General features: G+C 62.5%; 21 protein-coding genes and 1 pseudogene. 21 read left to right on the forward strand and 1 reads right to left on the reverse strand.

Annotated elements, in window-relative coordinates:
• Positions 1-13 precede the first annotated feature (13 nt).
• The gene (locus tag QF031_RS05180) at positions 14-1264 is read left to right on the forward strand and encodes an Nramp family divalent metal transporter (RefSeq protein WP_307425010.1); all 1251 of its coding nucleotides are present in this window, start codon (positions 14-16) and stop codon (positions 1262-1264) included.
• Between the two features lie 40 nt (positions 1265-1304).
• On the opposite strand, the gene QF031_RS05185 is transcribed toward QF031_RS05180, so the two are convergent.
• Positions 1305-2741 (reverse strand): GH1 family beta-glucosidase, encoded by a 1437-nt coding sequence (locus QF031_RS05185; protein WP_307425013.1) that lies wholly within the window; start codon positions 2739-2741, stop codon positions 1305-1307.
• A gap of 396 nt (positions 2742-3137) precedes the next feature.
• Here QF031_RS05185 and rpsJ point away from each other — a divergent pair, with 396 nt between their 5' ends.
• From rpsJ to rplO, 20 genes and pseudogenes are all read left to right on the forward strand, one after another.
• Entirely contained in the window at positions 3138-3446 is a 309-nt protein-coding gene (gene rpsJ, locus QF031_RS05190) for a 30S ribosomal protein S10 (RefSeq protein ID WP_003803825.1), read from the forward strand.
• A 17-nt stretch (positions 3447-3463) separates the two neighbouring features.
• Complete coding sequence (rplC, locus tag QF031_RS05195; RefSeq protein ID WP_307425018.1) at positions 3464-4114, forward strand: 50S ribosomal protein L3; 651 nt, start codon at positions 3464-3466, stop codon at positions 4112-4114.
• 4 nt (positions 4115-4118) lie between these two features.
• Positions 4119-4739 (forward strand): 50S ribosomal protein L4, encoded by a 621-nt coding sequence (rplD, locus tag QF031_RS05200; protein WP_307425021.1) that lies wholly within the window; start codon positions 4119-4121, stop codon positions 4737-4739.
• Positions 4736-5041 carry a 50S ribosomal protein L23 gene (gene rplW / locus QF031_RS05205; RefSeq protein ID WP_011692807.1) on the forward strand — a complete coding sequence of 102 codons (306 nt, stop codon included), beginning with the start codon at positions 4736-4738 and terminating at the stop codon, positions 5039-5041. The genes rplD and rplW overlap by 4 nt, the downstream gene beginning before the upstream one ends.
• Before the next feature lie 29 nt (positions 5042-5070).
• A complete protein-coding gene (rplB, locus tag QF031_RS05210; RefSeq protein WP_026264302.1) occupies positions 5071-5910 on the forward strand; it encodes a 50S ribosomal protein L2 in 840 nt (279 codons plus the stop codon).
• A gap of 12 nt (positions 5911-5922) precedes the next feature.
• The gene (gene rpsS / locus QF031_RS05215; RefSeq protein WP_003803803.1) at positions 5923-6204 is read left to right on the forward strand and encodes a 30S ribosomal protein S19; all 282 of its coding nucleotides are present in this window, start codon (positions 5923-5925) and stop codon (positions 6202-6204) included.
• Positions 6205-6242: 38 nt separating this feature from the next.
• The gene (gene rplV, locus QF031_RS05220) at positions 6243-6608 is read left to right on the forward strand and encodes a 50S ribosomal protein L22 (RefSeq protein ID WP_142117234.1); all 366 of its coding nucleotides are present in this window, start codon (positions 6243-6245) and stop codon (positions 6606-6608) included.
• Positions 6609-7439 carry a 30S ribosomal protein S3 gene (gene rpsC, locus QF031_RS05225; RefSeq protein ID WP_307425025.1) on the forward strand — a complete coding sequence of 277 codons (831 nt, stop codon included), beginning with the start codon at positions 6609-6611 and terminating at the stop codon, positions 7437-7439.
• Positions 7440-7856: a 50S ribosomal protein L16 gene (gene rplP, locus QF031_RS05230; protein WP_015937848.1), complete on the forward strand. Its 417-nt coding sequence runs from the start codon at positions 7440-7442 to the stop codon at positions 7854-7856. It abuts the gene before it with no gap.
• A gap of 2 nt (positions 7857-7858) precedes the next feature.
• Entirely contained in the window at positions 7859-8188 is a 330-nt protein-coding gene (gene rpmC / locus QF031_RS05235; RefSeq protein WP_018769136.1) for a 50S ribosomal protein L29, read from the forward strand.
• Positions 8185-8490: a 30S ribosomal protein S17 gene (gene rpsQ, locus QF031_RS05240; protein WP_043454607.1), complete on the forward strand. Its 306-nt coding sequence runs from the start codon at positions 8185-8187 to the stop codon at positions 8488-8490. Before rpmC ends, rpsQ begins: the two co-directional genes overlap by 4 nt.
• Positions 8491-9004: 514 nt before the next feature.
• Positions 9005-9373, forward strand: coding sequence for a 50S ribosomal protein L14 (rplN, locus tag QF031_RS05245; RefSeq protein WP_003803789.1), 369 nt, complete (start codon positions 9005-9007; stop codon positions 9371-9373).
• 3 nt (positions 9374-9376) lie between these two features.
• A complete protein-coding gene (gene rplX / locus QF031_RS05250; RefSeq protein WP_110541324.1) occupies positions 9377-9739 on the forward strand; it encodes a 50S ribosomal protein L24 in 363 nt (120 codons plus the stop codon).
• Positions 9739-10320 (forward strand): 50S ribosomal protein L5, encoded by a 582-nt coding sequence (rplE, locus tag QF031_RS05255; RefSeq protein WP_142133089.1) that lies wholly within the window; start codon positions 9739-9741, stop codon positions 10318-10320. The genes rplX and rplE overlap by 1 nt, the downstream gene beginning before the upstream one ends.
• A gap of 82 nt (positions 10321-10402) precedes the next feature.
• Positions 10403-10801 carry a 30S ribosomal protein S8 gene (rpsH, locus tag QF031_RS05260; RefSeq protein ID WP_015937843.1) on the forward strand — a complete coding sequence of 133 codons (399 nt, stop codon included), beginning with the start codon at positions 10403-10405 and terminating at the stop codon, positions 10799-10801.
• An 18-nt stretch (positions 10802-10819) separates the two neighbouring features.
• Positions 10820-11357 (forward strand): annotated as a pseudogene (gene rplF / locus QF031_RS05265) (50S ribosomal protein L6).
• 2 nt (positions 11358-11359) lie between these two features.
• On the forward strand, positions 11360-11743 hold the full coding sequence (gene rplR / locus QF031_RS05270; RefSeq protein ID WP_236799106.1) for a 50S ribosomal protein L18: 384 nt from the start codon (positions 11360-11362) through the stop codon (positions 11741-11743).
• Complete coding sequence (gene rpsE / locus QF031_RS05275; protein WP_307425032.1) at positions 11740-12456, forward strand: 30S ribosomal protein S5; 717 nt, start codon at positions 11740-11742, stop codon at positions 12454-12456. Before rplR ends, rpsE begins: the two co-directional genes overlap by 4 nt.
• A gap of 2 nt (positions 12457-12458) precedes the next feature.
• A complete protein-coding gene (rpmD, locus tag QF031_RS05280) occupies positions 12459-12665 on the forward strand; it encodes a 50S ribosomal protein L30 (RefSeq protein WP_009358731.1) in 207 nt (68 codons plus the stop codon).
• Entirely contained in the window at positions 12666-13151 is a 486-nt protein-coding gene (gene rplO / locus QF031_RS05285; RefSeq protein ID WP_013601817.1) for a 50S ribosomal protein L15, read from the forward strand.
• The last annotated feature ends 52 nt before the right edge of the window (positions 13152-13203 follow it).

A 13203-nucleotide genomic window follows, 5' to 3' on the forward strand; every position in this document is an offset into this window, starting at 1 on the left:
ACGAGGACATGTGATGGCAGTTTCAACGATGACCGCGGAGCCCGCCAGCACCAGGATCTGGTCGCGCCTCCTACTGCTGGGGCCTGCCTTCGTGGCTGCCATCGCGTATGTGGACCCGGGAAATGTGGCGGCCAATCTGACGGCGGGCGCCAGTTTTGGCTACCTGCTGGTGTGGGTCCTCGTCGCCGCCAACGCCATGGCCGTCCTGATCCAGTACCAGTCCGCCAAGCTGGGACTTGCCACCGGAATGAGCCTGCCGGAAATTCTCGGCCGGCGCCTGGGAACCCACCGTCGGCGGGCCTACTGGGTGCAGGCCGAGATCGTTGCAGGAGCCACGGATCTCGCCGAGGTTATCGGCGGGGCAGTGGCACTCAACCTGTTGTTCGGGCTGCCATTGCTCGCAGGCGGCGTCATCATTGGCCTGGCTTCCATGCTGCTGCTGGCGCTGCAGTCGCACCGGAGCCAGAAGTCCTTCGAGTTTGCGATCCTCACGCTTCTCGGCGTGATTGCCGTGGGGTTCGTTTCGGGCCTGTTCGTCGCTCCGCCAGACGCGGGCGGAGCCCTGGCCGGGCTTGTGCCCCGCTTTGAGGGAACCGACACCGTCCTTCTCGCCGCCAGTATGCTCGGGGCGACCGTCATGCCGCACGCAATTTACCTGCACTCCGCCCTCGCCCGGGACCGCCACGGCTTCTCGAAGGATCCTGCCGTCAGGACGAGGCTGATCCGGACCACCCGCATCGATGTCGCGGGCGCCCTGCTGCTTGCCGGCGTCGTCAATATCGCCATGCTGCTGCTCGCCGCCACCAGCCTCCGCGGCGTCGAGGGAACCGACACCATCGCCGGTGCGCACGCGGCCGTCACATCGGCACTCGGCCCGGTTATCGGCGTCGTATTCGCCGTGGGCCTCCTGGCCTCGGGGCTGGCGTCCACCTCCGTGGGATGCTACGCCGGGGCCACCATCATGGGCGGCCTGCTGAAAGTCAGGATTCCGCTGCTGATCCGCCGCACAGTCACCCTGATTCCGGCGCTGCTGGTCCTCGGGGCCGGAATTGAACCCACCTTGGCGCTGGTCCTCAGCCAGGTCCTGCTGAGTTTCGGCATCCCGTTCGCGCTGATCCCCTTGATCCGGCTCACGGGAAGCCGCAAGGTGATGGGCATCCACGTGGATTCAAGGCCGCTCCGGATCGCCGGCTGGACCAGTGCCGCCCTGATAGTTGGCCTCAACTGTGTGCTGATTTTCCTGACTGTTACGGGTCATGCCTGACCTGCAAACGCCACCGTCACCCGGTAAATGGCACGGTTGCCTAGTCCTGCCGGTGCCCCCGGGCGCGGGACAGCGTCTGGTACCAGTAAAAGGACCTCTTCGGCGTCCGCTGCAGCGTCTCGAAGTCCACGTGCACCAGGCCAAAACGCTGTGAATAGCCGGCGGCCCACTCGAAGTTGTCCATCAGCGTCCACACGTAATAGCCGCGCAGGTCCACTCCCTCCGCAACGCCGCCGGGCGCCGTCGCCTCAAGCGCCGCGCCCAGGTGTCCGGCCAGGTATTCCACCCGGTCGGTATCCTCGAACGTCCCCGTGACATTGTCAGGTTCCGGGAAGCTTGCGCCACCCTCAGTGATGTAGACCGGGGGCAGGGCCTGTCCGTACCGGTCCCGCATCTCGCGCAGCAGGATGCCCAGATGCTCCGGCGCAACGGGCCAGCCGAAGCCCGTACTGCCGTACTCCGGGTAGCCCACTTCGTGGAAGGGCAGCTTGGCCAGTTCCTGGTGCATGTCCGCGGGGACGGGTGTGATGCCCGGTCCCAGCGCCACCTTGACCGGGAAGTAGTAGTTGAGGCCGTAGAAATCAAGGGGCTGGTGGATGGTCCTGAGGTCTGCGTCGGAGATCCTGCCGATGGAACGCAGCCACGGTTTCGCGTACAACGGCAGGGACGGGTAGCGGCCCAGCAGGACCGGGTCTGCGTAGATCCTGTTCATCAGCAGGTCGTAGAGGTGCGCGACGAGCCGGTCGCCGATCTTCCGCGTGGCTGGCCTGACGGGGGAGTGCAGGTTGGTCACTCCAATCCCGCCGTCCACTCCGGCGGCCCGAAGCGCCTGCACCCCGAGCCCATGGGCCAGGAGTTGGTGGTGGATGGCGGGAAGGGCATCGAACAACAGCCGGCGTCCGGGCGCGTGTACTCCCAGTGCGTAACCGTTCAGGGTTACCGAGACGGGTTCGTTGAGGGTGACCCACTGCGCCACCCGGTCCCCGAACCGTTCGCCGGCGGCCCTGGCATAGTCGCCGAACCGCTCGGCGGTATCCCGATTCAGCCAGCCGCCGCGTTGTTCCAGGGGCAGCGGGGTGTCCCAGTGGTAGAGCGTCGCCATGGGGGAGACGCCGGCCTCGAGCAGCTGGTCGATCAGGCGGTCGTAGAAGTCCAGACCCTCGGCATTGAAGCCGCCCTGGCCGTCAGGCTGGATGCGCGGCCAGGAGAGGGAGAACCGGTATGAGTCCACGCCCAGTTCCTTCAGCAGCGCCACGTCTTCGGGCAGCCTGTTGTAGTGGTCGCACGCCACTGCCGGGGAGTGCCCGTCGATGATGGCGCCCGGTTTCTCTGCGAAGGCGTCCCATCCCGAGGGTCCGCGGCCTCCTGCCTTGACCGCGCCTTCAATCTGGAACGCCGCTGCCGCGACGCCAAGGACGAACGACGGCGGCATGCGCCCGGCCAGTTCAGTCACCAATTCAGTGCTCTCCAGGGTCATGCCCCTATCATGCAACCCGTTCCCGCCTCCGGCAATGGCCCTGACGAGCACCGATTCCTGGGCCAATTCGCATCTGCCGCGCTTTTCCGGCATACTAGATGAGTTGTTCAAGCGCTTCTTCGCGTCCCGATCCGGATAATGCCGGGTGCAGGGTCCAAGTTGAAGACCAAACATAACCCACCCCAATGGATTGCGGATTTGTATGCGTGTTCAGCGCGACACGCCCGACCGCGGGGGTCGGTTGCGCCGGCAAGGTGAGGAACCCGGATTTATCCGGATTCAGTTTGTGCGGCGGATGGTGGTTACGACCTCAAATGCTTCGGCAGCCATACAACGAGTAAGTGAACAGGGCAGCCCTAAACCGGGGAAGCACAGACTGAAAGAGAGTCAGGCGACATGGCGGGACAAAAAATCCGCATCCGGCTGAAGTCATACGACCACGAGGTCATTGACGTTTCAGCACGGAAGATCGTTGAGACGGTCACGCGCGCAGGCGCAACGGTAGTCGGCCCCGTGCCGCTCCCGACGGAGAAGAACGTGTACTGCGTTATCCGCTCTCCGCACAAGTACAAGGACAGCCGCGAGCACTTTGAAATGCGCACGCACAAGCGTCTTATCGACATCATCGATCCCACGCCGAAGGCTGTTGACTCGCTCATGCGTCTCGACCTGCCGGCTGACGTGAACATCGAAATCAAGCTGTAGGGAGGTGCTGAGAGACTATGACCGCAACCCGTAACGTAAAGGGCCTGCTGGGCACGAAGCTCGGCATGACCCAGGTCTGGGACGAGAACAACAAGCTCATCCCCGTCACTGTGGTCCAGGCAGACTCGAACGTCATCACCCAGCTGCGCAACGCAGAAGTTGATGGCTACGTCGCCGTTCAGATCGGCTACGGCCAGATCGATCCCCGCAAGGTCACCAAGCCGCTGGCTGGTCACTTTGAAAAGGCAGGCGTCACGCCTCGCCGCCACGTCGTCGAACTTCGTACCGCAGATGCTGCCGAGTACGAGCTGGGCCAGGAGCTCTCCGTAGAGCTTTTCGAAGCCGGCCAGAAGATCGACGTCGTCGGCACCACCAAGGGTAAGGGCTTCGCCGGTGTGATGAAGCGTCACGGCTTCCACGGCGTTGGAGCTTCCCACGGTGCACACAAGAACCACCGTAAGCCCGGTTCAATCGGTGGCGCATCCACCCCGAGCCGCGTCTTCAAGGGCATGAAAATGGCCGGCCGCATGGGCGCCGTTCGTCACACCACGCTGAACCTCACGGTCCACGCGGTTGACGTCGAGAAGTCGCTGCTCCTTATCAAGGGTGCCGTTCCCGGCGCCCGCGGCCAGGTCGTCTTCGTACGCACCGCCGTGAAGGGAGCCTAGTTCAATGGCTAACACTGTCCAGGTTGACCTGCCTGCAGAGATCTTCGACGTTCAGACCAACGTGCCGCTGCTGCACCAGGTTGTCGTTGCCCAGCTCGCTGCTGCCCGCCAGGGAACCCACAAGACCAAGACCCGCGCTGAAGTTTCCGGTGCAGGACGCAAGCCGTTCAAGCAGAAGGGCACCGGCCGCGCCCGCCAGGGTTCAATCCGTGCTCCTCACATGACCGGCGGTGGCGTTGTCCACGGTCCCACCCCGCGTGACTACAGCCAGCGCACCCCCAAGAAGATGATTGCTGCTGCACTGCGCGGCGCACTGTCTGACCGGGCCCGTAACGGCCGCATCCACGTTGTCTCTGAGCTGGTTGCAGGAGACAAGCCGTCTTCCAAGACCGCACTCGCAACGCTCCGCGGTGTTTCGGACCGCAAGAACCTGCTGGTCGTCATCGAGCGCGATAACGACGTTGCTGCACTGTCCGTGCGCAACCTCGGTGGCGTTCACGTTCTGTACGCAGACCAGCTGAACACCTACGACGTTCTCGTTTCTGATGACGTTGTCTTCACCAAGGCTGCCTACGACGCATTCGTTGCCGCTAAGGCAGCAAAGAACGAGGAGGATGCCAAGTGAGTGCAGCCACCATCAAGGATCCCCGCGACGTCGTGCTTGCCCCCGTCGTGTCGGAAAAGAGCTACGGCCTGATCGACGAGGGCAAGTACACCTTCCTGGTGGACCCCCGTTCGAACAAGACCGAGATCAAGCTGGCCGTGGAGAAAATCTTCTCCGTCAAGGTCGAATCGATCAACACCATCAACCGTGCCGGTAAGCGCAAGCGCACCAAATTCGGATGGGGTACCCGCAAGAACACCAAGCGTGCGATTGTCACCCTCAAAGAAGGCACCATCGACATCTTCGGCGGTCCGCTCGCGTAGCGGAGACCACTTTAACGAGGAAATAAATTATGGGAATCCGTAAATACAAGCCGACTACCCCGGGCCGTCGCGGCTCGAGCGTAGCGGACTTTATCGAAATCACGCGGTCGACGCCGGAAAAGTCGTTGGTACGTCCGCTGCCCAAGAAGGGCGGCCGTAACAACACCGGTAAGATCACCACCCGTCACAAGGGTGGTGGGCACAAGCGCCAGTACCGTCTGATCGACTTCCGTCGCCACGACAAGGACGGCGTCAACGCCCGCGTTGCCGAAATCGAGTACGATCCGAACCGCACGGCTCGCATCGCCCTCCTGCACTACGTTGATGGCACCAAGCGTTACATCATCGCCCCCAACAAGCTCTCCCAGGGTGACGTTGTAGAGGCAGGTGCCGGTGCTGACATCAAGCCCGGTAACAACCTGCCGCTGCTCAACATCCCGGTGGGTACCGTCATCCACGCAGTGGAACTGCGTCCGGGCGGCGGCGCCAAGATGGGCCGCTCCGCCGGCGCATCCATCCAGCTTGTTGCCAAGGAAGGCCGGTTCGCCCAGCTGCGCCTGCCTTCCGGCGAAATCCGCAACGTTGACGTGCGCTGCCGCGCAACCGTCGGCGAGGTCGGCAACGCCGAGCAGTCGAACATCAACTGGGGCAAGGCCGGCCGTATGCGGTGGAAGGGCGTCCGCCCGACCGTCCGTGGTGTCGCCATGAACCCGGTTGACCACCCGCACGGTGGTGGTGAAGGTAAGACTTCCGGTGGACGTAACCCCGTGAACCCGAACGGTAAGCGTGAAGGCCGCACCCGCCGCCCCAACAAAGAGAGCGACAAGCTTATTGTGCGTCGCCGTCGTACTGGCAAGAACAAGCGATAGGAGCCTGGACACATGCCACGCAGCCTGAAAAAAGGTCCTTTCGTTGACCAGCACCTCTTTGTGAAGGTAGCCAGGGAAAACGAAAAGGGCACCAAGAACGTCATCAAGACCTGGTCCCGCCGTTCGATGATCATCCCCGACATGCTCGGGCACACGATCGCCGTACACGACGGACGCAAGCACATCCCGGTGTTTGTCACTGAGTCGATGGTCGGGCACAAGCTCGGCGAATTCGCTCCCACGCGGACATTCCGCGGCCATGTCAAGGACGACCGTAAGGGCAAGCGCCGCTAGGCGCCTGCGTTTACGTCAAAGACGAGAGAAGGAAAGCAATGGAAGCCAAGGCAATTGCGCGCCACATCCGCGTAACGCCTATGAAGGCCCGGCGCGTCGTCAACCTTGTTCGTGGATTGCAAGCGAATGAGGCTCTGGCAATTCTGAAGTTTGCCCCGCAGGCAGCTTCGGAGCCGGTATTCAAGGTAGTTCAGTCGGCAATCGCCAACGCCCGGGTCCTCGCGGACCGCGACGGCGTGGGGTTTGACGAAGGCGACCTCATCATCAGCGAAGCGTTTGTTGATGAAGGCCCGACCATGAAGCGGTTCCAGCCGCGTGCCCAGGGTCGTGCATTTCAGATCAAGAAGCGCACCAGCCACATCACCGTGGTAGTCGCTACCCCGGAGAAAGAGGAGGCTCGCTAAGTGGGACAGAAAGTAAACCCGCACGGGTTCCGACTCGGCATCACCACCGATCACGTATCGCACTGGTTCGCTGACAGCACCAAGGCCGGCCAGCGGTACAAGGACTTCGTCCGCGAAGACATCCGCATCCGCCAGCTCATGTCCACGGGCATGGAGCGCGCCGGCATCGCCAAGGTCGAGATCGAGCGCACCCGTGACCGTGTCCGCGTGGACATCCACACGGCACGTCCCGGCATCGTCATCGGCCGCCGTGGAGCAGAAGCCGACCGCATCCGCGGCGAGCTCGAAAAGCTCACCGGCAAGCAGGTCCAGCTGAACATCCTCGAGGTCAAGAACCCCGAGATGGAAGCCCAGCTTGTGGCCCAGGGCGTTGCAGAGCAGCTGACTTCCCGCGTGGCGTTCCGTCGTGCGATGAAGAAGGCCATGCAGTCCGCACAGCGTGCAGGTGCCAAGGGCATCCGTATCGCCTGCTCGGGCCGCCTGGGTGGCGCTGAAATGTCGCGTTCGGAGTTCTACCGCGAAGGCCGTGTGCCCCTGCACACCCTCCGCGCGAACATCGACTACGGCTTCTACGAAGCCAAGACCACCTTCGGCCGCATCGGCGTGAAGGTCTGGATCTACAAGGGTGACGTCACCGCCAAGGAACTGGCCGCGCAGGCTGCAGCCGCACCTTCCCGCGGTGGCCGTGGCGAGCGTCCCGGCCGTCCGGGTGGCGCTGACCGTGGTGACCGCCGTCGTCGCAACGACCGCCCGGCCGCTGACGCAGCTCCTGCTGCGGAAGCCCCGGCAGCTGAGGCGGCTCCGGCCGCTGTAGAAGGAGGACAGGCTTAAATGCTTATCCCACGTCGAGTAAAGCACCGTAAGCAGCACCACCCGGGTCGTTCCGGCGCTGCTACGGGCGGCACCGAGGTTTCGTTCGGCGAGTGGGGTATCCAGGCGCTGAGCCCGGCATACGTCACCAACCGTCAGATCGAGTCCGCTCGTATCGCCATGACCCGCCACATCAAGCGTGGCGGTAAGGTCTGGATCAACATCTACCCGGACCGTCCGCTGACCAAGAAGCCTGCCGAAACCCGCATGGGTTCCGGTAAGGGTTCGCCGGAATGGTGGGTCGCCAACGTCAAGCCGGGCCGGGTTCTCTTCGAACTCTCCGGTGTCAATGAAGAGGTAGCTCGCGAGGCCCTGCGCCTGGCGATCCACAAGCTGCCGTTGAAGGCACGCATCGTGCGTCGCGAAGGTGGTGAGTAGAAATGGCAGTAGGATCCAAGGATCTGGCTCCCGCACAGCTGGACGGTTTCGACAACGAGCGTCTCGTTGAAGAACTCCGCAAGGCCAAGGAAGAGCTGTTCAACCTGCGTTTCCAGTCCGCCACCGGACAGCTGGAGAACCACGGTCGCCTGCGTGCGGTAAAGAAGGACATCGCACGCATCTACACCGTTCTCCGCGAACGCGAGCTGGGCATTCGTGCCGAGGTTGCCGCCCCGGTTGTGGAAGCCAAGGAAGAGAAGAAGTCCAAGAAGGCTTCAACCAAGAAGGCCGACAAGGCTGAAAAGGCTGAGACCGAGGAGGACGCCAAGTGAGTGAAAAGGACCAGAACGTGACCGAAACTGCTACCGAAGCCAAGGCTGGGCAGCGCGGTTACCGCAAGACCCGTCGCGGCTACGTGGTTTCCGACAAGATGGAAAAGACCATCGTTGTCGAGGTTGAAGACCGCGTGAAGCACGCACTGTACGGCAAGGTCATCCGTCGCACCTCCAAGGTCAAGGCGCACGACGAAGAGAACACCGCCGGCATCGGCGACCTCGTAGTCATCGCCGAGACCCGTCCGCTGTCCGCCACCAAGAACTGGCGGCTCGTGGAAATCCTCGAGAAGGCCAAGTAGCACCCGCTGCTTAGCTGTTGCCCCTGCTTCCTTCCGGGAGCGGGGGCTTCCTCGTTTAACGCGTGAAGCAGGTTCGCAGCGTCACGCCAAGCACCTTTTTGCTCCCGCGGACGACGGCGGGGCCTGGGTTGGCGGGGGAGTGGCACCGATAGCGGGCCGAAAGGCTGTCTTGCGTGACGCCGTCGTCCGTCTTGCCTGGGTGGGCCGGCTCTGTTGCGGAGCAGAGGACAGCGGTGATATGGGAACCGGCGGTAAACGTGCTAGGATATTGAGTTTGTATGGCGCCTTTCGCGCGCCATCATCAACCTCGTAAACAAGCGTGCCACAGCATAGTGCCCCTGTGCGCCCGGGATCTGTCCCGGACCGGGTGGGAGCAACTGCTTCTGGCACGGGCGTTTAGGCCTGGTCTGGCAAAATCCAGGCAGGTCAAGAGACACCCCGATCAACCGTTCCGCAAGGCTCATTCCGTAGCAAGACCACGGCCTGAGAACCGGCGCGACGCAAGGAGTAAATAGTGATTCAGCAGGAGTCGCGACTCAAGGTCGCCGACAACACGGGTGCTAAGGAAATCCTTACCATTCGCGTTCTCGGTGGATCCGGCCGTCGCTACGCAGGCATCGGTGACGTCATTGTCGCCACCGTCAAGGATGCAATCCCGGGCGGCAACGTAAAGAAGGGCGATGTGGTCAAGGCCGTCATCGTCCGTACCAAGAAGGAACGCCGCCGTGCGGATGGTTCCTACATCAAGTTTGACGAGAACGCAGCTGTGATCCTGAAGAACGACGGTGACCCCCGCGGTACCCGTATCTTCGGACCGGTTGGTCGTGAACTGCGTGACAAGAAGTTCATGAAGATCGTTTCTCTGGCTCCGGAGGTGCTCTAGCTCATGGCTGCAAAGATCAAGAAGGGTGACCTGGTTCAGGTCATCACTGGCGCCAAGGCTGAGCGCGGCGGCGACCGCGGCAAGCAGGGCAAGGTTCTGCGCGTCTTCACCGACACCAACCGCGTGCTGGTTGAGGGTGTCAACCGCGTCACCAAGCACACCCGTGTTGGACAGTCGCAGCGCGGCACCAAGACCGGCGGCATCGAGGTCGTAGAGGCCCCGATCCACATTTCCAACGTGGCCCTGGTTGACCCGTCGACCAAGAAGCCGACCCGTGTGGGCTTCCGCCTCGACACTGTGGAGAAGAACGGTGTCAAGAAGACCGTCCGTATCCGCGTGTCCAAGAGCTCCGGGAAGGACATCTAATGACTGAGACTCTCGAGACTCCGGCAACGAAGATCGTTCCTCGTCTGAAGACCAAGTACGCCGAAACCATCAAGGGCCAGCTCCAGGATGAGTTCAAGTACCAGAACGTGAACCAGGTACCCCGTCTGGTCAAGGTTGTTGTGAACATGGGTGTTGGAGATGCCGCCAAGGACTCCAAGCTGATCGACGGCGCTGTCCGCGACCTCACCCAGATCACCGGCCAGAAGCCGCAGGTTACCAAGGCCCGCAAGTCGATCGCACAGTTCAAGCTGCGCGAAGGCATGCCCATCGGTGCACACGCAACCCTGCGTGGCGACCGCATGTGGGAATTTGTGGACCGCCTGGTCAGCCTGGCACTGCCCCGTATCCGCGACTTCCGCGGCCTCAGCGGCAAGCAGTTTGATGGCAATGGCAACTACACCTTCGGTCTGACCGAGCAGGTTATGTTCCACGAAATCGACCAGGACAAGATCGACCGCGTCCGCGGTATGGACATCACGGTTGTGACCACTGCCAAGACTGACGACGAAGGCCGCGCGCTGCTCAAGGCGCTTGGTTTCCCGTTCAAAACCGAAGCTTAATTAACTACATAAAAGGTCCGGCCGCTCCGCTCTTTGAAGGACGGAACGGCGGAAACCGTTATGAGGAAGGGCATGAGCCCACATGACAATGACAGATCCTGTCGCAGATATGCTTACGCGCCTGCGTAACGCAAACTCGGCATACCACGACTCCGTGTCTATGCCTTACAGCAAGCTCAAGGCACGCGTTGCCGACATCCTCAAGGCCGAAGGTTTCATCGCCGGCTGGAAGGAAGAGGACGCTGAGGTTGGCAAGAAGCTGACCCTGGACCTCAAGTTCGGTCCGAACCGCGAGCGTTCCATCGCCGGTGTACGCCGCATCTCCAAGCCGGGTCTCCGCGTTTACGCGAAGTCCACCAACCTGCCCCACGTGCTCGGTGGCCTGGGTATCGCAATCCTGTCCACCTCTTCCGGCCTCCTGACTGACAAGCAGGCCGGCAAGAAGGGCGTGGGCGGCGAAGTCCTCGCGTACGTCTGGTAACGGGAAAGGAAGAGAATAATGTCACGTATTGGACGTCTCCCCATCACCGTTCCTGCCGGCGTTGAGGTCAAGGTTGACGGCTCTGTCGTCAGCGTCAAGGGTTCCAAGGGGGAGCTGACCCACACTGTGGCCAGCCCCATCGAGGTTAGCCCTGGACGACAGCACCCTGACCGTCAGCCGCCCGAACGACGAGCGCGCCTCCCGTTCGCTCCACGGCCTGACCCGCACCCTGATCGCCAACATGATCCAGGGCGTCACCGCAGGCTACGAGAAGAAGCTTGAAATCGTCGGTACCGGTTACCGCGTTCAGGCCAAGGGATCTGACCTTGAGTTCGCTCTTGGCTACAGCCACCCGGTCAACGTTTCGGCTCCGGCCGGCATCACCTTTGCAGTAGAGGGACCGACCAAGCTCTCTGTCTCAGGAATCAACAAGCAGCAGGTCGGCGAAGTTGCTGCCAACATTCGCAAGCTGCGGAAGCCGGACCCCTACAAGGGCAAGGGCATCCGTTACGCAGGCGAAGTCATCCGCCGCAAGGTCGGAAAGGCTGGTAAGTAACCATGGCCATCTCCATTAACAAGAAGCGTACGAACAAGAGCAAGGCTGCTGGTCGCAGCCGCCGCCAGCTTCGTATCCGCAAGCGCATTTCCGGTACGGCTGTCCGCCCCCGCATGGTGGTCAACCGCTCCGCACGCCACGTATTTGTCCAGGTTGTCGACGACACCATTGGCCAGACCGTAGCAAGCGCGTCCACTCTGGAAGCTGACCTTCGTGCATTCGACGGTGACAAGACCGCCAAGGCCAAGCGCGTCGGCGAGCTCGTTGCCGAACGTGCCAAGGCTGCCGGCGTCGAGGCTGTCGTCTTCGACCGTGGTGGTAACAAGTACCACGGCCGGATTGCCGCCGTCGCTGACGGTGCACGCGAAGGTGGGCTGTCACTGTGACCGAAGCAAACAAGGAAAAGGACACTGTGTCTGCAGATCAGAAGGCGCCCGAAGCCGCAGCTGCTGAGACCACTGCCCCCGCTGCCGAGGACCGCCGTGGTGGCGCCCGTCGCGGCGAGCGTGGCGACCGCGGCCAGGGCCGTGGCGACCGCGGTGGCCGTGGCGGCCGCGACGGTGGCCGTGAAGCCGAAAAGAACCAGTTCGTAGAGCGCGTTGTCACCATCAACCGCGTTTCCAAGGTGGTCAAGGGTGGTCGTCGCTTCAGCTTCACCGCGCTGGTCGTCGTTGGTGACGGTAACGGCATGGTCGGCGTGGGCTACGGCAAGGCCAAGGAAGTTCCCGCTGCTATCGCCAAGGGCGTTGAAGAGGCCAAGAAGTCCTTCTTCCGCGTTCCCCGCGTTGGCAACACCATCCCGCACCGCGTTCAGGGTGAAGCCGCTGCCGGCGTCGTAATGCTGCGTCCGGCTTCCGCCGGTACCGGTGTTATCGCCGGTGGTCCGGTCCGTGCAGTACTGGAGTGCGTGGGCATCCACGACATCCTCTCCAAGTCGCTCGGTTCCTCCAACGCCATCAACATCGTTCACGCGACCGTTGATGCCCTGAAGCGCCTCGAAGAGCCGGCATCCGTGGCAGCACGCCGCGGCCTGCCGCTGGATGAGGTTGCCCCGGCGGCACTGGTGAAGGCTCTCCTCGCCCCGAAGGCAGGTGTCTAGTCATGGCTAAGAACCTGGTCCCCTCCGACGCTCAGTTGGAGATCACTCAGATCAAGTCCGCCATTGGCGGCAAGCAGAACCAGCGCGACACCCTGCGGTCCCTCGGCCTGAAGCGGATCGGACACACCGTTGTCCGCACCGCCGACGCCGTGACCGTTGGAATGCTCAACACGGTTCCGCACCTGGTAAAGGTAGAGGAGGCGAAGTAAATGGCAGAGAACACTGCTGATAAGGCACAGGCTGCTGAGAAGCAGAACGCCCTGAAGGTTCACCACCTGCGTCCCGCTCCGGGTGCCAAGACCGCCAAGACCCGTGTGGGTCGTGGTGAGGCATCCAAGGGTAAGACCGCCGGCCGCGGTACCAAGGGTACGGCTGCCCGCTACCAGGTGAAGGCTGGCTTTGCCGGCGGCCAGCTGCCGCTGCACATGCGCCTGCCGAAGCTGCGTGGCTTCAAAAACCCGTTCCGGGTTGAGTTCCAGGTTGTAAACCTGGACAAGCTCAACGAGCTGTTCCCGGAAGGTGGCGCAGTCACCGTGGAGAACCTGGTCGAAAAGGGTGCCGTTCGCAAGAACCAGCCCGTCAAGGTGCTGGGCACCGGCGACATCACCGTCAAGGTTGACGTCACGGCCCACGCATTCTCGGCCAGCGCCGCTGAAAAGATTGCTGCAGCAGGCGGAAGCACCACCGCCCTGTAAGGGACGGCGCCAGCTGTTGAACTCCCGGTATCCGTAGGCTTTGGCCTCGGAT

The organism is Pseudarthrobacter defluvii (assembly GCF_030816725.1).
In the GTDB taxonomy this organism is placed as follows: Bacteria; Actinomycetota; Actinomycetes; order Actinomycetales; family Micrococcaceae; genus Arthrobacter; species Arthrobacter defluvii_A.